The 21,592-nt window shown below is 47.8% G+C and carries 15 protein-coding genes; 8 read left to right on the top strand and 7 right to left on the bottom strand.

What is annotated here, in order from left to right; genetic code table 11:
- Nucleotides 1-85: 85 nt before the first annotated feature.
- Nucleotides 86-1,081 carry a porin gene (locus ACVA58_RS02825; protein WP_446508918.1) on the top strand — a complete coding sequence of 332 codons (996 nt, stop codon included), beginning with the start codon at nucleotides 86-88 and terminating at the stop codon, nucleotides 1,079-1,081.
- Nucleotides 1,082-2,018: 937 nt separating this feature from the next.
- On the opposite strand, the gene ACVA58_RS02820 is transcribed toward ACVA58_RS02825, so the two are convergent.
- Together ACVA58_RS02820 and ACVA58_RS02815 are read right to left on the bottom strand one after the other, a co-directional pair.
- Nucleotides 2,019-2,567, bottom strand: coding sequence for a regulatory protein ToxS (locus ACVA58_RS02820; RefSeq protein WP_446508917.1), 549 nt, complete (start codon nucleotides 2,565-2,567; stop codon nucleotides 2,019-2,021).
- Nucleotides 2,558-3,424 (bottom strand): winged helix-turn-helix domain-containing protein, encoded by an 867-nt coding sequence (locus ACVA58_RS02815; RefSeq protein ID WP_446508916.1) that lies wholly within the window; start codon nucleotides 3,422-3,424, stop codon nucleotides 2,558-2,560. The genes ACVA58_RS02820 and ACVA58_RS02815 overlap by 10 nt, the downstream gene beginning before the upstream one ends.
- Nucleotides 3,425-3,681: 257 nt before the next feature.
- On the opposite strand from ACVA58_RS02815, the gene htpG reads away from it, so the two are divergent.
- The 5 genes from htpG to ACVA58_RS02790 all read left to right on the top strand — a co-directional run bounded on the left by htpG (nucleotide 3,682) and on the right by ACVA58_RS02790 (nucleotide 9,734).
- Nucleotides 3,682-5,583 carry a molecular chaperone HtpG gene (gene htpG / locus ACVA58_RS02810; RefSeq protein ID WP_446508915.1) on the top strand — a complete coding sequence of 634 codons (1,902 nt, stop codon included), beginning with the start codon at nucleotides 3,682-3,684 and terminating at the stop codon, nucleotides 5,581-5,583.
- A 178-nt stretch (nucleotides 5,584-5,761) separates the two neighbouring features.
- Entirely contained in the window at nucleotides 5,762-6,406 is a 645-nt protein-coding gene (adk, locus tag ACVA58_RS02805; protein ID WP_107350267.1) for an adenylate kinase, read from the top strand.
- A gap of 182 nt (nucleotides 6,407-6,588) precedes the next feature.
- Nucleotides 6,589-7,584, top strand: coding sequence for a ferrochelatase (gene hemH, locus ACVA58_RS02800; RefSeq protein WP_446508914.1), 996 nt, complete (start codon nucleotides 6,589-6,591; stop codon nucleotides 7,582-7,584).
- Between the two features lie 163 nt (nucleotides 7,585-7,747).
- Nucleotides 7,748-9,052 (top strand): inosine/guanosine kinase, encoded by a 1,305-nt coding sequence (locus tag ACVA58_RS02795; RefSeq protein WP_446508913.1) that lies wholly within the window; start codon nucleotides 7,748-7,750, stop codon nucleotides 9,050-9,052.
- A gap of 142 nt (nucleotides 9,053-9,194) precedes the next feature.
- Nucleotides 9,195-9,734, top strand: coding sequence for an outer membrane beta-barrel protein (locus ACVA58_RS02790; RefSeq protein ID WP_446508912.1), 540 nt, complete (start codon nucleotides 9,195-9,197; stop codon nucleotides 9,732-9,734).
- A gap of 62 nt (nucleotides 9,735-9,796) precedes the next feature.
- Here ACVA58_RS02790 and asnB read toward each other — a convergent pair whose 3' ends face one another.
- The 5 genes from asnB to nagB all read right to left on the bottom strand — a co-directional run bounded on the left by asnB (nucleotide 9,797) and on the right by nagB (nucleotide 16,765).
- Nucleotides 9,797-11,467: an asparagine synthase B gene (asnB, locus tag ACVA58_RS02785; RefSeq protein ID WP_446508911.1), complete on the bottom strand. Its 1,671-nt coding sequence runs from the start codon at nucleotides 11,465-11,467 to the stop codon at nucleotides 9,797-9,799.
- A 327-nt stretch (nucleotides 11,468-11,794) separates the two neighbouring features.
- Nucleotides 11,795-13,381: a cation:proton antiporter domain-containing protein gene (locus ACVA58_RS02780; protein ID WP_446508910.1), complete on the bottom strand. Its 1,587-nt coding sequence runs from the start codon at nucleotides 13,379-13,381 to the stop codon at nucleotides 11,795-11,797.
- A gap of 215 nt (nucleotides 13,382-13,596) precedes the next feature.
- Entirely contained in the window at nucleotides 13,597-14,811 is a 1,215-nt protein-coding gene (nagC, locus tag ACVA58_RS02775; RefSeq protein WP_446508909.1) for a DNA-binding transcriptional regulator NagC, read from the bottom strand.
- A 2-nt stretch (nucleotides 14,812-14,813) separates the two neighbouring features.
- A complete protein-coding gene (nagA, locus tag ACVA58_RS02770; protein WP_446508908.1) occupies nucleotides 14,814-15,950 on the bottom strand; it encodes an N-acetylglucosamine-6-phosphate deacetylase in 1,137 nt (378 codons plus the stop codon).
- Nucleotides 15,951-15,964: 14 nt separating this feature from the next.
- A complete protein-coding gene (gene nagB / locus ACVA58_RS02765; protein ID WP_428653239.1) occupies nucleotides 15,965-16,765 on the bottom strand; it encodes a glucosamine-6-phosphate deaminase in 801 nt (266 codons plus the stop codon).
- Nucleotides 16,766-17,020: 255 nt separating this feature from the next.
- Here nagB and nagE point away from each other — a divergent pair, with 255 nt between their 5' ends.
- The gene (gene nagE / locus ACVA58_RS02760; RefSeq protein WP_446508907.1) at nucleotides 17,021-18,511 is read left to right on the top strand and encodes an N-acetylglucosamine-specific PTS transporter subunit IIBC; all 1,491 of its coding nucleotides are present in this window, start codon (nucleotides 17,021-17,023) and stop codon (nucleotides 18,509-18,511) included.
- Between the two features lie 242 nt (nucleotides 18,512-18,753).
- Nucleotides 18,754-21,435 (top strand): beta-N-acetylhexosaminidase, encoded by a 2,682-nt coding sequence (locus tag ACVA58_RS02755; RefSeq protein ID WP_446508906.1) that lies wholly within the window; start codon nucleotides 18,754-18,756, stop codon nucleotides 21,433-21,435.
- Nucleotides 21,436-21,592: the final 157 nt, after the last annotated feature.

Here is a 21,592-nt window from a genome sequence, read left to right as displayed (position 1 = left end):
TGGACCGTCATTAAACGGCGTATCACATAAAAAATTAATACTAAGTTTTCGACTATTTAAGGTCAGGGAACGATTAGGAGTGAACATGAAAAAGACAGTAGTTGCAGCCGTAATTGGCTCGGTAGTGGCTAGCGCGTCAGCAATGGCGGCAGAGGTTTATAAGTCTGATGATCTATCTGTTAACGTGTACGGTAACCTACGTGCCCGTTATGAGACGACAGACAATGGTCTGATGGGTGCAGACAGCACTTTCACCGGTGAAGGTACTGAACTTGGCCTAAGTATCAATTACTTTATGGATAACGGCATGTACATCAACGGTGATGTACTGAAAGAGTTCAATATCATCCCTGAAGACGGTGATGGCTTTGATGACGAAGATTTCTTGAAATTCGGCTCGGTTGCCATTGGTGGTGAGTTCGGTGAGTTCCGCATGGGTCGTATGTCAGCAGTTCAAGATACCTTGGCTGGTCAGTACGATATCACGTGGGAATACGGCGGTACGGCAAACATCAAATCTGATGACGCTGCGACTGATCGCTTGACCAACGGTATCCAGTACAAGATTGATGTCAACGACTTCACATTGATGGCGCAGTACCACACGGGTACTGAAGGTAACGATAATATCGAAATTGATCAGGCGTTTGCATTAGGTGCGGCGTGGGCATCTGACTTCGGTCTTGGACTATCAGGTACTTACACCCAATCAGAGCGTACTGAAAAGAGCATCTACGGTGACGACAAAGACACGTCTTGGACGTTGAACGCTACTTATGAATGGCAGGCGCTGTCTCTAGCGGCAATGTACTCTGATTACGACTTCGCGGGTGATGAGCAAACCGGTGTTGGTGCGATGGCGCGCTACGACTTCCCAATGGGCTTCGGTCTGTACGGTGTGTATGACTACGTAGATTACGATACACAAAACGACAAACTGAACCAGTACACCATTGGTGCTGACTACTGGCTAACTAGCCAAGTCGTGTCTTACATGGAATACGCTGATCAAGACTTCGATAAGGCAAATGCTGGTAATGACGATAACGCATTCACCATTGGTATGCGTCTGTACTTCTAATTTTAGATAATTGCTAGACTGTTCATTGTGTTTGGGGGAAGCTTGGCTTCCCCCCTTTTTTGCCGAAAACATACGGGCTAGTGGCTATAGGCAAAAGCGCCATCATCCATAACCTTAAACGTCTCATCAGTAATACTCTGTCCATCTTGTGAGAGATATCTTACAAGCTTGTGGGAGATAAAGGTGATATAGATAGGTTTAAGTCGCTCGTGTTTTAATTAAGCTACTGTTTATAAAATGTTTTTGTTGGTTTTACCTGTGTTTCAATGCTATTGCAGCCAAGATTTAACCTTAGGGTGGATACTTAATTCAGCCGATCCGCGTATATTTATAGGTGTCGGAAGGAGCTGACGGAACGGAACAGGAAATACCCAAGGATTGGGGAGTCTCAGGATGAGGCCGGTGTACTAGGATGGTATGTCGAACAAGGACTGTGAAGGGAATGCCGAGGAACGGCAAGTGGTAAGCAGGATGTTTGCCAGTCAGGACGACGAAAGGACCACTTCAGGACGAAGTCAAGGACCCCTCCAGGAAGGATGTTGAGAGTCAGTATAGGATATGCTGGCAGGTCAGGATGGCCAAAGGACAACTTCAGGACGAAGAATAAAAGGAATATGCTGACGGACTACAGCAATTCAATGGAATGATGCAGGGAGCACCATAGTAGCGGGAATGCTGCATGTAAGACCTAAGGGCGCAACGAAAGTTGCGCCCGTTCTTGTTTTTAGAGCGGGAAAAGCGGGTCTCACCCTAGGGAGAGCAGTTAAATTTAGATAATTAGTTGACTTCGAAAACGATAAAACAAACTCACCCAGCACCCAGCACCCAGCACCCAGCACCCAGCACCCAGCACCCATCGCCCTTGCCTAATATCCCAATAAAACAAAACCGCCCATTGCTGAGCGGTTTAAATAGTCATTCAATTCGAATGTTTGGCTTACAGGGAGTAAAGAATATGCGAGCCGTACGACAAGCTGGTAAGCAAGATAGTCTTCTCATCAATGATATCCATGCGACGGCTTTGCTGTGCATCCATACGGTAGATTTGGTTGATGATCCGCAAGTGCTCCGGTTGGAAGTCCTCATTGGTGCCCGAAGTGATATCTTTGAACTCTTTAGGCTCGGTCAGTAGATACTTACCGCTGACATTCCAGTTACCTGATTCTGAAATATGAATGGTCAAAGGTTGTTCACTATCACTGAATAATCTCATCAGGGTAATGCGCGAATAGGTATTGTTCGGCAAATATACCACATGGCTGGTTTGTTCTACACGGCGTAGCATACCCAGTTGCTCAAGTTCGGTTTCCTGAATTCGACTAACTGTTTTTGACTGCCATTCGCGAGAAATCAACAGTTGCTCTTGCTTGTAGTCGCTAGAGAAATAAAACCAAGCACTGAACAGGATTGATAGGCCAAGTAGGATAAACGCCCAGTATTTAGAAACGAAATGCTTAACTGGCGTTTGGTGAGTATTTACTGACATATCGAGATATCGTCCTTTTGGCTAGTCAACAAACGTAGGGTGACATTTTCGGCTGGGTTTTCCAGTGAATGGACGTAGTTGACCCAAAGCTGAGAATTTTGACCGCCAGAAACAATCACTTCCATCGGGCGTTTGTCTGCCGTGTGGTAGTCAAGGTAGCTTTCAATACATTGGGTGATCATGGTTTCCCATTGTGTTAGCGATGGGTGATTGATAGGGGTCAGTACCGGGATATCATCGACAACTGTAAAAGATTCGAAAGCCGCTGATTTGGGTGGTACACCAAGGTTAACAATAACAGGTAATAGTAGGGCAATTAGTACCAGTACACCTGAAATGGCTGCCATCGGTAGCGGACGTTTTTTTGTTTGCGGATGAGAATGCGCAGAATATGCGTTAGTTGAAGTTGCTTGTTGGCTGTGTTCGAACAACTCACGCTCAATGTCTGAAGGTTCATCCAGCTTTTCAGCAAGGGAGTCGGCCTGCTCGGCACTCACACTAGAGGCGATCTCCGACAGCGATTCAACAGTGGCAATCATCTGGTAACCGCGTTTAGGAACGGTTTTGATGAATTCCGGTGATTTTGTGGAGTCTTTAAGCGCTTTTCTTAAGGTAGAAATGGCTTGGGTTAGACTTGAATCATCAACCTCAAAACCTTGCTCACGCCATACATATTCATGCAGACGGTGGCGAGTGATGATGGCTCCTGGATCTTCTATGAGCAAACCGAGTGCCCGGCTTTCATTACTGCCGAGGCGGGTAAGTTCATCACTTTCGTGTTGGTCGATCAAGCTGTTGTCATATGGGTCAAACAAAAAGCGTTGACCAATAAGGAATTTACTTTCTAATTTATTCATTTTTAGCACCAAGGGTACGCCTACGGCGAATATATATCATGTATACCCTGAATCTCTTCTGAATATAAAAATTATAAAAAACGGTTCTGAAAAAACATCAAAAACATAAAAGGTGTATTTTAGGTTGAAATTGATGCGTTTGGCCACATCTATATACTCAAGGCACTTTGCTTAAAGTGAACTTAAAGGGATGCAGCACAAGGTATGCGGCTGTTTTAGACCCCTGAATGTTTATTGATATAAGTTTCGGAGTTGAAATGAGCGAACACACTATCCACAAGAACAAGGAAACACGTGGTTTTCAGTCTGAAGTGAAGCAGCTGCTGCAATTGATGATTCATTCTTTGTACTCCAACAAAGAAATCTTTTTGCGCGAGTTGATTTCTAATGCGTCCGATGCCGCAGATAAATTGCGCTTCCGTGCACTATCTCAGCCAGACTTGTATGAGAACGATGCCGAGTTAGGCGTAAAGCTATCCTTCAACGAGCAGGCTGGCACGCTAACTATCAGTGATAATGGTATCGGTATGAGCCGTGACGACGTCATTGAGCATCTGGGAACGATTGCCAAATCAGGTACCAAAGATTTTTTCGCCAAGCTGAGCGAAGATGAGACGAAAGACTCTCAGCTGATCGGCCAGTTCGGTGTCGGTTTCTATTCTGCTTTTATCGTGGCAGATTCAGTGACAGTGAATACCCGTGCAGCCGGTGTGGCAGCCGATCAAGCTGTGTCATGGCAGTCGGGTGGTGAAGGTGACTACACGATTGAAGATATAGAGAAAGAGAGCCGAGGTACCGAGATCGTGCTTCACCTTCGTGAAGACGAGAAGGAATTCCTGAGTGAGCACCGCCTGCGCGAGATCATCGGCAAATACTCGGATCATATCGGTATTCCGGTTCATATCCAAACCGTTGAGCGCGACGAGGAAGGCAAGGAAACAGGTCGTAAGTGGGAGCAAATCAATAAAGCGCAAGCGCTTTGGACCCGTAATAAGTCAGATATTTCTGAAGAAGAATACAAAGAATTCTACAATCATGTCTCCCATGACTTTGCTGAGCCGTTGACTTGGAGCCACAACCGGGTCGAAGGTAAGCAGGATTACACTAGCCTGCTGTATATTCCGTCTAAAGCGCCTTGGGATATGCACAATCGCGACAGCAAGCACGGCTTGAAACTGTATGTTCAACGCGTCTTCATTATGGATGATGCTGAGCAGTTTATGCCGTCTTACCTGCGCTTTATGCGCGGCCTGATTGACTCGAACGATTTACCGCTGAACGTATCGCGAGAAATCCTACAGGACAACAAGGTGACTCAGTCACTGCGCAAGGCATGTACCAAGCGTGCCCTGACCATGATGGAGCGTCTAGCGAACAAAGACGCTGAGCAATACCAAACATTGTGGAATGAATTCGGTCAGGTACTGAAAGAAGGCCCGGTGGAAGATTTCACTAACCGTGAGAAGATCGCGAAGCTACTTCGTTTCAGTTCGACCCATGCCGAAACCGTTGAGCAGACTGTTTCGCTATCTGGTTACATCGAACGAATGAAAGAAGGTCAGGATAAGATCTACTTCCTGACGGCCGACAGTTTCAGCGCGGCGAAGAACAGCCCACACCTTGAGCAGTTCCGCAGCAAAGGGTTGGAAGTGTTGCTGATGCACGATCGCATCGACGAGTGGCTGATGGGCCACTTGCCAGAATTCGATGGTAAGTCGTTCCAAGCGATCACCAAAGCCGACCTTGATCTGTCAGCCTTTGAACAGGAAGAAGAGAAAGAGAAGCGCAAGGAAACAGAAGAAGCCTTCCAGTCGGTGGTTGAGCGAAGCAAGACATACCTTGGCGAGCGTGTGAAAGACGTACGTACTACGTTCAAGCTAAAAGACACTCCAGCTGTTGTGGTCACCGATGAAAATGAGATGGGTACCCAGATGGCGAAACTTCTGGCTGCTGCAGGCCATGACGCACCAGAAGTCCAATACATCTTTGAGCTGAATCCGGAGCACCCTTTGGTGATTAAGATGGCCGATGAAGCTGACGAGGAAGTCTTTGGCCGTTGGGTTGAAATGTTATTGGGGCAGGCGATGCTGGCGGAGAAGGGTACTATGGATGATCCGTCTCAGTTCCTTGCCGCAGTGAATAAACTACTGGGTAAATAGCAAAAACAACAAACCGGAACAGGTATGACTAAGGTCTAATCGCCAGCTACCGGTGTCAAATTGTATTCTGATACAGCATGTAATCGCAGCCTAGTCAGGGACTGGGCTTGCGACTGTGCCGTAATCAGTGTATTTTTCACTTCTTTGAAAACTCCATTCAAATCTATAGGGGAACAAGATGCGCATCATTCTTCTGGGCGCTCCAGGTGCAGGTAAAGGTACTCAGGCACAATTCATCATGGAGAAATTTGGTATTCCACAAATCTCTACTGGTGACATGCTACGTGCAGCAATCAAGGCAGGTACTGAGCTAGGTAAACAAGCGAAATCCGTCATTGATGCTGGCCAGCTTGTGTCAGACGACATCATCCTAGGTCTGGTTAAAGAGCGTATTGCTGAAGACGACTGTGCAAAAGGCTTCCTGCTTGACGGCTTCCCACGCACAATTCCTCAGGCTGATGGCCTGAAAGAAATTGGCGTTGAAGTTGACTACGTGATCGAATTTGACGTAGCTGACGACGTGATCGTTGAGCGTATGGCTGGCCGTCGTGCCCACCTAGCTTCTGGTCGTACTTACCACGCAATTTACAACCCGCCTAAGGTTGAAGGTAAAGACGACGTAACTGGTGAAGATCTTGTTGTTCGTGATGACGACAAAGAAGAAACTGTACGTGCTCGCCTAGGTGTATACCACGAGCAGACTGCTCCTTTGATTGCTTACTACAACAAAGAAGCAGACGCAGGCAACACTAAGTACCTGAAATTCGATGGTACTCAGCCTGTAGCCGCTGTAAGCGCAGAGCTGGAAAAAGCACTGGCTTAATTGCAAGCTGCTTAGCAAGTTCACAAGCGGGCTGACCTTAGGGTCAGCCCGTTTTTTTATTGCAGAAAAATGATCCAATTATTGCCTGATAAGGTATAACCGACTGAAAAGAAAACTGATACAGTTATACCAACCCATAGTTGACTTGATCGGCCATTACCGCCGTTAGCGTGAAGGATGATATGAGCGAGCAAAGCGTAGATAACAATAATCAAACCCGCCCGTATGGGGTGCTGCTAGTTAATCTAGGAACACCTGATGAAGCAACACCGACTGGAGTGAAGCGATTCCTGTCTGAATTCCTTCATGATCACCGTGTGGTTGATATGAGCCGCTGGCTATGGTGTCCGATCTTACACGGGGTGATTTTGCCTGTCCGCGCGCCGAAAGTTGCCAAGCTGTATCAGTCGGTATGGATGGATGAGGGCTCCCCACTGATGGTGTATTCGAAACGTCAGCAGCAGGCATTGAAAGACTCCCTGGGTGTACCCGTAGAGTTGGGGATGACCTACGGTAGTCCGAGTATGCTTGATGGTCTTGATGCGCTCAAGCTGCAGGGCTGCGAACGCGTATTGGTGCTTCCTTTATATCCGCAGTACTCACGCACCACCACTGCAGCGGTGTTCGATAAAGTGGCGAAGGTGCTGAAGGCGAGGGCTGAGATCCCAGAGTTACGTTTTGTGAACCACTATTTTGACCATCCTGACTACATTTCAGCGCTGGCTGAATCAGTCGCTGATTTTTGGCAAGAGAACGGCAAAGCTGATTATTTGCTGTGTTCTTACCATGGGATCCCGAAGCGCTATGCTGACAATGGTGATCCGTACCCTGAGCATTGTAACGGTACTACTGCATTGCTAGCGGAAAAGGTTGATATGCCGCGTGAGAAAATGAGTATGAGCTATCAGTCTATCTTCGGCCGTGAAGAATGGCTCAAGCCTTATACTGAAGGGACGATTCGAGAGTTGGCTCAAAAAGGCGTGAAGCGTCTTGACGTGATTTGCCCGGCATTTTCGGTGGACTGCCTAGAAACGCTGGAAGAGATAGCCGAAGGGTGCAAAGAGGTCTTTATTGAAGCCGGCGGGGAGAGTTTCAATTTGATCCCCTGCCTGAATGACAGCCCTGGCCATATCAAATTGATGGCTTCGCTGGTACAGCAACATAGCCAAGGGTGGTAGGGATCAACCTAATAGCGACCGAGTGTCGGCATAGCTTAACGCCCTGTATGGATAACTTTCCTTATTAGTAATAAAGCTCTCACATTCTGTGAGAGCTTTTTCTTTTTTGTTCTATATTCTGTGATAGAATTCGCAAAAATTTCTCAACAGACAGCTCATTGACATGAAATTTCCAGGCCAACGCAAATCGAAGCATTACTTCCCGGTCCATGCTCGTGATCCCCTTCTTAGTCAAGCCAAGCAAGACAAGCGACTAACACGTACGCATATTGTCGGTATTGACCAGACTCTGGTTGATATTGAAGCCTGCGTCGAAGATGAATTCCTGGAACGCTATGAGCTAAGTAAAGGTCACTCGCTGGTGATCTCCGATGAGAAAGCCGAAGCGCTTTACCGTGAGCTGAAAGAAAAAGAATTGATCAGCCATGAATTTGCTGGTGGCACTATCGGTAATACCCTTCATAACTACTCGGTGTTGGCTGATGACAAATCAGTCCTATTGGGCGTGATGAGTAAAGATATCGAGATCGGCAGCTATGCCTACCGCTATCTGTGCAACACGTCAAGCCGTATGGATATGAACTACTTACAGCCAGTCAATGGTCCTATTGGCCGTTGTTTTGCTCTGATCTCTAAAGAAGGTGAGCGTACTTTCGCGATTAACGAAGGCCGCATGAACCAACTTGATCCTAGTAGTATCCCTGAAGATGTGTTCAAGCGGGCTTCTGCTTTGGTATTGACGGCTTACTTGGTACGTTGTAAAGACGGCGACCCAATGCCTGCAGCCACCATGAAGGCAATTGAATATGCCAAGAAGCATGATGTGCCTGTCGTTCTGACATTGGGTACCAAGTTTGTGATTGAAGATGATCCACAGTGGTGGCGTGACTTCCTTCGTGATCATGTGACGGTTGTTGCGATGAACGAAGATGAAGCCGAAGCCCTGACCGGTGAGTCCGATCCGTTGGTTGCCTCTGAGAAGACTCTCGAGTGGGTAGACTTGGTGCTATGCACGGCGGGCCCTGTTGGTTTGTACACTGCGGGTTACACCGAAGATGAAGCCAAGCGCGAAACGAGTCTACCGTTGCTGCCGGGTGAAATTCCTGAGTTCAACCGTTACGAATTCAGCCGCCCGATGCTGAAATCAGAGTGTCAGACTCCAATCAAGGTGTACTCGCATATTGCCCCATACATGGGTGGCCCTGAGCGTATCAAGAATACCAACGGTGCCGGTGATGGTGCTTTGTCTGCGTTGTTGCACGATATGTCTGCAAACCGTTATCACAAAGATAATGTACCTAAGTCGAGCAAGCATCAGTTTGACTTCCTGACTTACTCGTCTTTCTCACAGGTTTGCTTGTACTCGAACCGCGTGAGTTACGAAGTACTGGCGCAGCATTCTCCTCGCCTGTCTCGTGGGTTGCCTGAGCGTGAAGACAGCTTGGAAGAAGCATACTGGGAACGTTAAGTTTTAATGCCGGTAGACGCTAAAAAAGAAGGCCAACGAAAGTTGGCCTTTTTTGTGTCTAAATAAAAAAGGCAACAACTTAGTAACTTTTTGCTTTCGCATCTATGATTATTTTGCAATATACAACAAGGAGAGAATAATCATGAAGAAGCATGCAGTGGCAATCGCAACATTATTGGCGTTGGGAGCAGCAACGCCAGCGTTAGCAGGGGTTACTTTGGAGCAGGGAACACAAGAGTTTGGCCTCCAGGGTAGTCTTGACCTTGATTATGTTGATGACTATCTGTTTGTCCTTAACACATCCTATGGCTATTTTGTTCGCGAGAACTGGGAAGTTGGTGGCGTACTGGATGTCAGTATGAGTGATAATAATAAGCAGTTTCAATTTGGTGCTTTTACGGAATATAACTTTACTAATACAAGTAACTGGGTGCCATATTTGGGTGCGGCCGCCCAGGTAGCAAACTTATCGGTTAGTGGTGACGATGCTGACTTTGATTTAGAAGATGCGACCGCATTGAATATCAAGTTGTCTGGCGGCGTTAAATACTTCATTAACCCACATGTCGCTATCAGTGCCGAGGTGAATTACAACATTGCAACTGATGATATCAATGTGACCAAAGACGGTGTTGAAGATAGCTTTACCCGCTTTGTCTTCGGTACTCGCTTTTACTTTTAGTACCACAGCTGTTGATATAAAAACGGGAGCCTAGGGCTCCCGTTGTATTTTATTCAATATTGTTAGGCGCCGTAGGCTTCGTTATGTACGGCTGCCACAGCTCGGCCTGATGGATCGGCACTGTTCTTGAAGCTCTCATCCCATTCAATAGCTTTCGCACTCGAACAAGCGATTGACGGGCCGCCTGGAACACATTTGGCTGCATCTTCTAGCGGGAACAGCTCTTCGAAGATCTCACGGTACACATAAGCTTCTTTGGTTGTCGGTGTGTTGTATGGGAAACGGAATTTCGCTGTTTCAAGCTGCTGATCCGAGACTTTAGCTTCCGCAACCTCACGCAGAGAATCAATCCAGCTATAGCCTACACCATCAGAGAACTGCTCTTTCTGACGCCAAGCAACCGATTCTGGTAGGTAATGGCCGAAACATTCGCGGAGAATGTGTTTTTCCATCTTGCCGTTGCCACACATCTTGTCTTCAGGGTTAAGACGCATAGCCACTTCCAAAAACTCTTTATCAAGGAATGGTACGCGGGCTTCGATACCCCATGCTGCCATCGACTTGTTGGCGCGGGCACAGTCGAACATGTTCAGTGCAAGTAGCTTGCGGACCGTTTCTTCATGGAATTCTTGTGCGTTCGGGGCTTTGTGGAAATACAGGTAGCCACCGAACACTTCGTCGGCACCTTCGCCAGACAGAACCATCTTGATACCCATAGCGCGGATTTTACGTGACATCAGGTACATTGGCGTTGAAGCACGAATGGTTGTCACATCGTAAGTTTCAATGTGGTAAATCACATCACGGATAGCATCAAGGCCTTCCTGTACGGTATAAGTTAGCTCGTGGTGTACTGTACCGATGCTGTCGGCAACCACTTTGGCCGCTTTCAGATCTGGTGCACCTTCAAGGCCGATGGCAAAAGAGTGAAGCGTTGGCCACCATGCTTGTGATTGCTCATCATCTTCAATACGCTTGGCGGCAAATTTCTTGGTAATGGCTGAAATTACAGAGGAATCCAAGCCACCGGAAAGCAGTACACCGTAAGGTACATCAGTCATTAGCTGGCGTTTAACCGCACCTTCCAATGCATCGGTCAGCGCGACTTTATCCGTCTTGGCGTCAACCACTGCATCAAATTCCATCCAATCTCGCTTGTAATAGCGTGTTGGTTCACCGGCTTTGCTCCATAGGAAGTGGCCAGGAGGGAATTCACTGATTGATTTACAAACCGGAACCAATGCCTTCATTTCTGAGGCTACGTAGTAGTTACCGTGCTCGTCATAACCATGGTATAGCGGAATGATGCCGATATGGTCACGGCCGATCAGGTAGGCATCTTCCTGCTCATCATACAGGATAAAGCCGAAAATACCGTTGAGGTAATCAAGTAGTTCTGGGCCCTTCTCTTTGTATAGCGCCAGAATGATTTCACAGTCAGATTCGGTCTGGAAAGGGTAGTCTGGGGCAAATTCAGCACGTAGCTCTTTGTGGTTGTAGATCTCACCATTTACCGCAAGGGCATGTGTTTTATCAGCATTATAAAGAGGCTGCTCACCGCTGTTCAGGTCGACGATAGCCAGACGTTCGTGAACAAGAATGGCTTTATCCGATGAATAAATACCAGACCAGTCAGGGCCGCGGTGGCGCATTTTTTTAGACATTTCTAATGCGGTTTGACGTAATGCCGTTGCATCACTCTTGATGTCTAGGATCCCAAATACTGAACACATACTACCTACCCCAAAATTAACTAAATGTTGCTATCCATGAAAATTGCCGGAACCAGCGTGGCGGTTTACATCTCTGATGCGTTAGCACTTTGTTATGTGCCAAGCAGATCTTGGCCACATCATCGCTGTCCTTTCGTTAATTGTTAAAATTGCGTATTCAACAATGAAATGCAACCATCAATTTCAATTCGATAAACAAAAAGAGCTCTTGGTGAATGTTATTTAAAATAAACATCAAATTCCGAATGAAAGTTAATTGCGGGTGATATTTTGCGCACAAAAACAAACGGCAGCCGAAGCTGCCGTTTTACCGTGAAGAGATGAAAATTAGTTAGACTTAATTTGTGGCGTCAAATGTTCACACACATGGCGGGCAAAACCGCTACCGGCTTCATGGTAAATATTGAAGGCAGCATCGACTCCTAGTGCTTTGAGCTCTTCTTCTTCATCACCGTATTTGGCGATGGCGGCGATTTGGCCTTGGTAATTGCGCTCACGGATTTGTTCGAGGGCAAAGTTGTTGGCTTGGCTGTGCGGCATGGCAAGTAGGATCAGTTGGATATTTTGCTTGGAGATCACTCGGGCCCAAAAATCTGAGTCAGTTGCATCGCCGTGGATGACATGGCGGCCTTGAGCTTGGTGTAGCTCAACGGAGTCTTCTCGCGCCTCAACACCGATGATCTTATTGCCGTAGGTTGCAACCAGCTCGTCATAGGCTCCACTACCAATCCGACCCATCCCCAAGATCAGGACTTGCTTATCCCCCAGATCAATAAGGCGATCACTGGCATTGAGTTTTTCAGGTTCGAATTCCTTGAGCCACTTTGAAGCGTCTTTGTATAGGCGATGTCCCAAGCTGTTGAGCGGGGCGGCAACAAGAAATGATAGAGAGACCGCAATGGCGATAGCGACCAAGAAGTTACCTGGGAGCATACCCATTTTGTAGGCGAGTCCACCGACGATAAGACCGAATTCACTGTAGTTGAACAGAGTTAGGGTACCTAGTAGGGAGGTACGGACCCGGTAACGGAACAAATTGAAGATAACATAGTACAAGATTCCCTTGAGTGGCAGCATAACCATAAGCAACAGTGCCATCAGTAATCCGTCGAGGGTCGGTTGCTCTGCTAAGCCGATATTGAGGAAGAAGCAAACCAGTAACAGCTCTTTGAAGTTGAAAAGCGATTTCGACATCTCAGAGGACTTGGGGTGGGCGGCAAGCATCATCCCCATGATTAGCGCCCCGAGATCGCCTTTCATACCGACAAACTCAAATAAACCGGCGCCAGCGACCAATGCTAGGAAAATACCGTATAACACCAGCATCTCACCGTGACCAGCACGGTCGAGGATCTTAAACAATGAAGGGCGAAGCAGTGGTAAGGCAAACAGGGCTAGGGCCGTAATCTCAGGGATTTTCCCGGTCGAGACGGTGAGGAAAAGCACTGCAAAGATATCCTGCATAACCAGGATCCCGATGGCTAGGGTACCGTAAGTTGCGTTGAGCTCGCCTTTTTCCTGTAGCGCTTTGATAGCAAATACCGTACTGGAGAACGAAAGAGCAAAGGCCAGCAAGGCAATTTGGGCCACATCGAGGCCCGCCATCATACCAATCCCTAGTTGCTTGAGCACAAGTAAGGCGAGGGTAAACAGGCCGGTTGTGAGCAGGTTGTGCAGGGTGGCGCCACCCCATATTTCTTTGGCGAGCAAGGTTCTGACATCGAGCTTTAGGCCAATGGTAAAAAGCAGTAGTGTTACACCAAGATCAGCGAGAGTCGATAATACCGGGGTTGATTCATAGCCTGCTGTATTGAGGGCAAAACCTGCGACAAGGAAGCCCACGAGCGGGGGCAACTTGCACCGAAGTGCGATGAAACCGGCCAAAAAGGCGGCGATGATATAGATAAGTTCCATGTTAGGCTGACGTTCCTTTATGGTTCTTCGCCAGGCCCAAAAATGGATTTATTAGATGTGTGGACCGGCTACTGGGTAGGTACCTTTGTGTTTGCGGGTACTTTATTAATGGCCGGAATATAACACAAAGGGCAGTCTTCTGTCCGAAGTCTGCCCTTAATATTTTGTAACAGGATGAATAACTTAGAAAGATATTCATCGTCTTTGTTTTCTCGTTACTCTTCTAGCAAACGCTGTAACAAGACGCCGTTGAGCATAGCACGCTTGATCATTGAAAATGCACCAATGGTCGGCTGGGTGTAAAGCACTGACTCTACGATTGGCAAATCCTTATTAAAGGTCGATAACGACTGGGTTTCCACGCAGCGGCGAATTGCTGGGAAAATCACGTCTTTTGCTTGGGTGATATTACCCGCTACGACAATTTTTTGTGGATTAAACAAGTTGATCGTCATTGCCAGGGCTTTGCCCAACTGGTTCCCCACCTTGATCAGCGCTTGGCTTGCCAACTCGTCGCCTTTATTGGCCGCTTCGCAGATAGCTGGCATGGTGACATCTTCCAGCTCTTGCAGAGAACTCGGGTAGCCTTGGTCAAGCAGGGCTTGAACGTGACGGATAATCGCCGGATCGGCAGCCACGGTTTCTAGGCAGCCAAAGTTGCCACATTGGCACTTGTCGCCAAGTGGGTCGATCTGGATATGACCTATTTCACCGACATTTCGGTTAAAGCCCAAGAATACCTGACCGTTGACGATGATCCCCGCACCGGTACCGTGGTGGACACTAACAAGGATAGAATCCTTACAGTCTTTGCTCGAGCCGAAATAATGCTCAGCCAGTGCCAAACCACGGATATCATTGCCGACAAAGCAGGCAACACCGTATTTGTCTGTGATGATTTCCGACAATGGCAGGTTATCAACGTCGATATGAGGCATGTACTCAACCACACCGCTTTCAGGATCAATCAGGCCCGGCAGGGTGATCCCGAAGGCAACCAGCTCGCGGAGAACATTTTGGTTATCGGCAATAAACTTGCGGATATGCTCAAGCAAGCCATCGATAAGTTCTTGCGGGTTGGCGTAGTGGAAAGCATGCGCAGTACCAACAATATGCTTGCCGCTGAGATCATAAATCGTAAGCTCGATGTAGTTTCGCCCTAGGCGAATCGCAATCGAGTGGAAAGGTGCTGACTCTGTGGTCAGCGATATTGCACGCCGGCCTCCAGTGGAAGCCTGCTGCGCGACCTCTTTAATCAGGCCGCGCTCCAGCAGTTGGCGGGTGATTTTAGTAACACTTGCAGGTGCGAGCTGACTGATATCAGCAACCTGGATTCGAGATATAGGGCCTTGCAAGTCGATGAGCCGGTAAACCGCTGCACTATTCAGCTGTTTTACCAGATCAACATTACCAATTTGTCCGCCTGTCATAGTTAATTCTGCTCGTATTCACCGTTAACAACAGTCGCCCGAACCTTGTAGTCACGATCAAAAATGGCCAAGTTTGCAACCATGCCTTTTTTGATGGCCCCTAGTTTCTGATCGACGCTGATTGCACGAGCAGGGTAAAGGGTTGCCATTCTAATCGCTTCGTCCAGGGCGATACCTGCATGTTCGACACTGTTCTGAACCGCTTCGATCATAGTGAGTGCCGAACCACCAAGTGTGCCATTTTCATCAACACACTTACCATCACGGTAATATACTTTCTTGCCGACAAAAATAAAGTGATCCATGTCTGCTCCTGCAGGTGCAGTTGCATCGGTGACCAAAACAAGTTTGTCGCCCTTCATACGATGGGCCATACGAATGTTGGCATAATCGACATGGAAACCATCAGCGATCACACCGGTATAGACCTCTGGCGTGTCATAAATGGCACCTACCATGCCCGGCTCACGACCTGCAATAGGGGTCATAGCATTGAACAGGTGGGTAGCGAAAGTGATCCCTGACGCAAAACCTTTGCGGGCTTCGACGTAAGTGGCATTGGTGTGACCCGCTGATACCACGATACCGGCTTCGACCAATTGCTCAATATGGCTGTGGTCGTTTTGCTCAGGTGCAAGGGTTACTTTGGTCACCACATCGGCATTTTCGCAGATGGCGTTAATCATCGCATTGTCAGAGCGGCGGATATGGTCAACAGAGTGGATACCCTTTTTCATCACATTCAGGTAAGGACCTTCGAGGTGCAAGCCTAGTGAATGGTTTTGATATTGACTCTGGTAGTCGCGCTCGGCAGCGATAGCTGCTTTCATATCTTCGTCTGAAGAGGTGATAAGCGTTGGAAGGAAGCTGGTGCAGCCTGATTTCAGGTTTGCACGGTGCATGGTATGGATGGTGTCGGCATTGATTTCATCATTGAGCATAACACCACCACAGCCATTCAGCTGAAGGTCGATGAAGCCTGGTGTCAGATTGGCACCATCAAGGTCACGGATTTCAATCTCCGCAGGAAGTTCTGAAACAGGGCAGACAGCGTGAATGTTCACGCCGTCAATAATGACGGCGTGGTTATTCAGCACATCGCTACCGGTGTAAATGCGACAATTGGTTAGCGCGTACATGAATAACTCCTTGGTTACAGATGTTTGATGTTTTCAGCTTCAAGCTCACGGAAGTACTTAACAGTCTTCACTTTCAACTCTTGTGTGGATGGCTCATCACACACAATAAGCGATTTAGGGTGAAGCTGAAGCGCAGAAACTGTCCATAAGTGGTTAACAGAACCTTCAACCGCCGCTTGCAGTGCTAGGGCTTTGTTGTGACCGGTCACTAGAACCAAAATTTCTGCGGAATCGAGTAGGGTACCGACACCGATAGTTAGTGCGTATTTTGGTACCTGATTGATATCACCATCAAAGAATCGGGAGTTCGCAATACGGGTATCTTCAGTCAGGGTCTTGATGCGGGTACGAGAAGCAAGAGAGGACGCTGGCTCGTTGAATGCAATGTGACCGTCATTACCCACGCCGCCCATGAAGAGGTTAATTTTGCCGTATGACTTAATTTTGTCTTCGTAGCGTTGGCATTCAGCGTCGTGATCTTCAGTGTTACCATTAAGTAAGTTGATGTTTTCTTCTTGAATATCAACATGATTGAAGAAGTTGTTGAACATAAAACTATGGTATGACTCTGGGTGGTCAGCTGGGATACCAATGTATTCATCCATGTTGAAGGTAACAACATGCTTGAAGCTTACTTCGCCTGCTTGATAAAGCTCGATAAGACGCTTATACGTAGCTAGCGGGGTGCCACCTGTCGGTAGGCCTAATACGAAAGGACGTTCCGCTGTTGGCTTAAATTTGTTAATACGATCAGCAATATAGCGTGCTGACCACAAACCTACATCTTTAGCTTCATTCAGTGGGATTAGTCTCACAGTGACACCTCATTCCAAAATTAGATTACATTTAAATCATAGCGTGATACCGCATTTGTTTTGCATGATAAAATAAGTTTTATGATCGAGCTAGCAAAATCGCCTGCCAATTGCCAATACTGGTGACTAAGATCACAAATGATGACCTTTTAATTTGCGGGGCGAAATAAAATTCTTAAACTGCAAGTAACTTAATCGGATAACTAAAATAAGTTATCCAAATCGAATCTAAGAAAACCATAGGGGGAACTAAGGGTGAACATTCTTGGATATTTTCAAAAAGTAGGTAAAGCATTGATGGTGCCAGTCGCCACGCTTCCTGCAGCAGCAATTCTAATGGGTATTGGTTACTGGATTGATCCGAACGGTTGGGGTGCGAACAGTGCGCTGGCAGCCTTTTTGATTAAAGCTGGTGCCGCAATCATCGATAACATGTCGGTACTGTTTGCAGTTGGTGTTGCTTACGGTATGTCTAAAGATAAGGACGGTGCAGCAGCACTATCTGGTTTCGTTGGATTCCTTGTTGTGACCACACTGCTTTCTCCGGGCGCAGTTGCTCAGATTCAAGGTATTGACGCAAGCACTGTTCCAGCGGCTTTTGGTAAGATCAACAACCAGTTTGTGGGTATCCTAGTCGGTATCGTGTCTGCTGAGATCTACAACCGCTTCTCACACGTTGAGCTGCATAAAGCCTTGGCATTCTTCTCTGGTAAGCGTCTTGTACCTATCTTGACCTCTTTTGCCGGTATCTTTATTGCCTTCGTACTAATGTACGTATGGCCAACAGTTTACGGTGGTCTAGTAAACTTCGGTGAAGGTATTCAGGGGATGGGTGAACTAGGTGCGGGTATCTACGCATTCTTCAACCGTCTACTAATCCCAGTGGGTCTACACCATGCACTGAACTCTGTATTCTGGTTCGACGTAGCTGGTATTAACGATATCCCTAACTTCCTAGGTGGCGCGAAGTCAATTGCTGAAGGCGTTGCAACCCCAGGTGTTACTGGTATGTACCAGGCTGGTTTCTTCCCAATCATGATGTTTGGTCTACCAGGTGCTGCGCTAGCTATCTACCACACTGCTAAAGCGAAGAACAAAGAAAAAGTTGCATCAATCATGATTGCTGCAGGTTTCGCTTCATTCTTCACCGGTGTTACTGAGCCGCTAGAATTCTCATTCATGTTCCTAGCACCAGGCCTATACGTACTTCACGCATTCTTAGCGGGTATCTCTGTATACATCGCAGCTTCAATGCAGTGGATTGCTGGCTTCGGTTTCTCTGCAGGTCTGGTTGATATGGTTCTATCAACACGTAACCCGCTAGCGGTTAACTGGTACATGCTGATTGTACAGGGTCTAGTATTCTTCGGCCTATACTACGCAATCTTCCGTACGGTTATCGTTAAGTTCAACCTGAAGACACCTGGCCGTGAAGACGATGATGAAACAGCGTCTGATGTAGGTGGTTCTCAGGAAACTGGTGAGCTAGCTAAGCAGTACGTTGTCGCTCTAGGTGGTGTATCTAACCTAGAAAACATCGATGCATGTATCACTCGTCTACGTCTAACACTAAAAGACAGCAGCCTTGCTGACGAGAAGACACTGAAGGCATTGGGTGCAATGGGTGTGGTGAAACTAGGTTCTAACAACCTACAGGTTATTCTTGGCCCTCTAGCTGAAATCGTTGCCGGCGAGATGAAGAAAGTCTCTCCAAACGAAGACCTATCAGCGGTAAAGCTTCCTTAATGACTTTTCTTAAGTCATAGATAACGACTATATCGGCCTCCATTCGGAGGCCGATATTCCATCAGACTCAACAATCACCTGCTACCACACACCATCAAAGCAATCTCTCCCCTTACAGGCTTGCGCCTGAGTCATCAAGGGCGATGCTTGGTGCCTACGGTTTCAGATCATTGTTATGTTTGTTTTCCCGGGAGGGTACCAGCGGTTGGTACTGCCACGGGGTTCGGGATAAGGAGTTACTCGTGAGAACATTCAAATTAAGCCTATTGGCCTCTGTAGTTGCTATAGCAGCAACAGGTTGTGCTTCTGATTCATCTCGTTCAAATGCCCACTTCGATCAGCAACTTGCTGATGCGCTGGCGGCAAACTTGGGCGTAAATTATCAAGTCGTTACCAATCATGGTGCAAACGAAGGCTTGCAATGCCGAGAGTTGGCCGCGGAGTGGGCGTCATGTGATTTGATCAACCTGACGTTGACCAATAATGGTCCAGCATTGAACGATACTGACTGGAAAATCTATTTCCACAGTATCCGTATGATCTTGGATGTTCAGAATGAACAGTTCAAAGTCACTCATATTACGGGTGATTTGCATACTCTGGAGCCAACGGACAAGTTTCAGGGCTTTGGTGCTGGGGAAAGTGTCGTGATCCCGTATATCGGTGAGTACTGGACCCTATTTGAAAATGATTACATGCCTCGCGCCTACGTGGTGGCTGGCGACTCTGAGCCGAAAACGCTGGCAAGCATGGACAGCGAAGACCCATCGGCATACCTGTCTGCCATCGACGGCGAAAACTGGAAACGTACTCCATCAGATAACAATATTCTGGCGACAGCCCAGTCGCGTTTTGAGAAAAACAGTGATGTTGATTTGCTGGCCAAGGAAGATTTGGCTGGAACCATTATCCCAACACCGATGGCAACTCGCCTGACAGGTGGTTCAGTGTCTCTATCTGAGGGACTAAGCATTGATAACCAAGCACTGACGACCCCAATGCTGAAGGCTGCTACTGAGCGTATGGCAACCCTGGGGGTCGATACCCAAGGACAGTATCCAGTGAAACTGATACTGGATCCACAGCGCTTTGACAAGGCTAACAAGGTTTCTGGTGCCTACAAGCTTGAGATCAAAAAAGGCAATACCACAATCACCGGTTATGACTCCCAAGGTGCTTTCTACGGTTTGCAGTCGCTGATGTCTTTGATGGGCACGGGTGCCGAGCAGGCGATACCGACCTTGACGGTGAATGATGCACCTCGCTTTGACTACCGGGGTGTTATGGTGGATGTTGGCCGTAACTTCCATTCGAAAGACGCTATATTGCGTACGCTGGACCAAATGGCAGCGTACAAAATGAATAAATTCCACTTCCACCTGACGGACGATGAAGGTTGGCGTATCGAAATCCCGGGCTTGCCTGAGCTGACGGAAGTCGGTGGACAGCGCTGCCATGATTTGTCGGAGACCACTTGTCTGTTACCGCAATTGGGCTCAGGGCCTGAAAATGATAACTTTGGCTCCGGCTTCTACAGCAAGCAGGATTACTTGGATATCCTGACTTACGCCAAGGCGCGTGGTATCGAGGTGATCCCGGAAATTGATATGCCGGCGCACTCACGCGCGGCTGTCGTGGCCATGGAAGCGCGTTACCAGCGCTTGGTTGGCGAAGGGGATTTGGCGGCTGCCAACCAGTACCGTCTGATGGATCCGCAAGATACGTCGAATGTCACGACAGTTCAGTTCTATGATAAGCGTAGCTTCATCAACCCTTGTATGGATTCTTCGCTGAACTTTGTCGATAAAGTGATCAGTGAAATGGCAGCAATGCACAAGCAGGTAGGTATGCCACTAAATACCTGGCATTTCGGTGGTGATGAAGCCAAGAACATCAAGTTAGGGGCTGGTTTCCAGGATATCAATGCCACCGACCAAGTTGAGTGGAAAGGGGACTTGGAACTTTCCCAGCAAGATAAGCCCTTTGCTAAATCACCAATGTGCCAGCAGGCAATTGCTGAAGGTGTGGTCTCGGATTTCGCCCATCTGCCAAGCTACTTTGCCGAGAAAGTCAGCAAGGTGGTCGCGGACAAGGGTATCGCAAACTTCCAAGCATGGCAGGATGGCCTGAAGTACTCCGAGGGTGCCGATGCATTTGCGACTGACAATGTGCGTGTCAACTTCTGGGACGTACTGTACTGGGGCGGCGGTGCGTCAGCTTATGACTGGGCTGCGAAAGGGTACGATCTGATCCTCTCCAACCCGGATTATGTCTATATGGACATGCCATACGAAGTGGATCCGCAGGAGCGTGGCTATTACTGGGCAACCCGTGCGACCGACACCCGTAAGATGTTCGGTTTTGCACCGGAGAACCTGCCGCAGAATGCCGAGACGTCAGTCGATCGCGACGGTAACGGCTTTAGCAGTAAAGGTACCGCACAGTTCGATGGCTTCCATGGACTTTCAGCCCAACTATGGAGCGAGACAGTTCGAACTGACGAACAATATGAATACATGGTCTTCCCGCGTGTTCTCGCAGCAGCAGAGCGAGCATGGCACCAAGCTAATTGGGAACGTGATTATCAACCGGGTGTGGAATACAGCCAGTCTACTCAGTATGTCGACAAAGTAGCATTGCATAGTGATTGGTCGCAGTTTGCTAACTTACTGGGCCAACGTGAGCTTGCCAAGCTAGATGCCGCTGGCATCCAGTATCGGGTGCCGGTACCGGGCGCCAAAGTAGACAGTGGTGTGTTGCATATGAATATCAGTATGCCGGGTCTGACGTTGCAATATTCGATTGATGCAGGAGCCACATGGCAAAATTATGATGCCAAGCGCAAGCCTGCGATCACAGGGGATGTTGAGGTCCGTGCAATGAGTGCAGACCGTCAGCGTTTCAGCCGCTCGGTCACGCTGTAATTGCAATTGGCGGGGGTAACCCCGCTAGTTTCGGCCTATTCTTTTAGATACCCCGTGCTATTGCGGGGTTTTTTTATTCATATCGACAAACAATGTACACTATTTGTTGAGTCGGCCCCTATATTTATGGATCATAGGGGACTTAAAAATCCTGTAA

The sequence above is a fragment of the Photobacterium sp. DNB22_13_2 genome (assembly GCF_052873915.1).
Note: the sequence above shows the minus strand (reverse complement) of the source record. Positions and strands in the feature narration are given on the sequence as shown.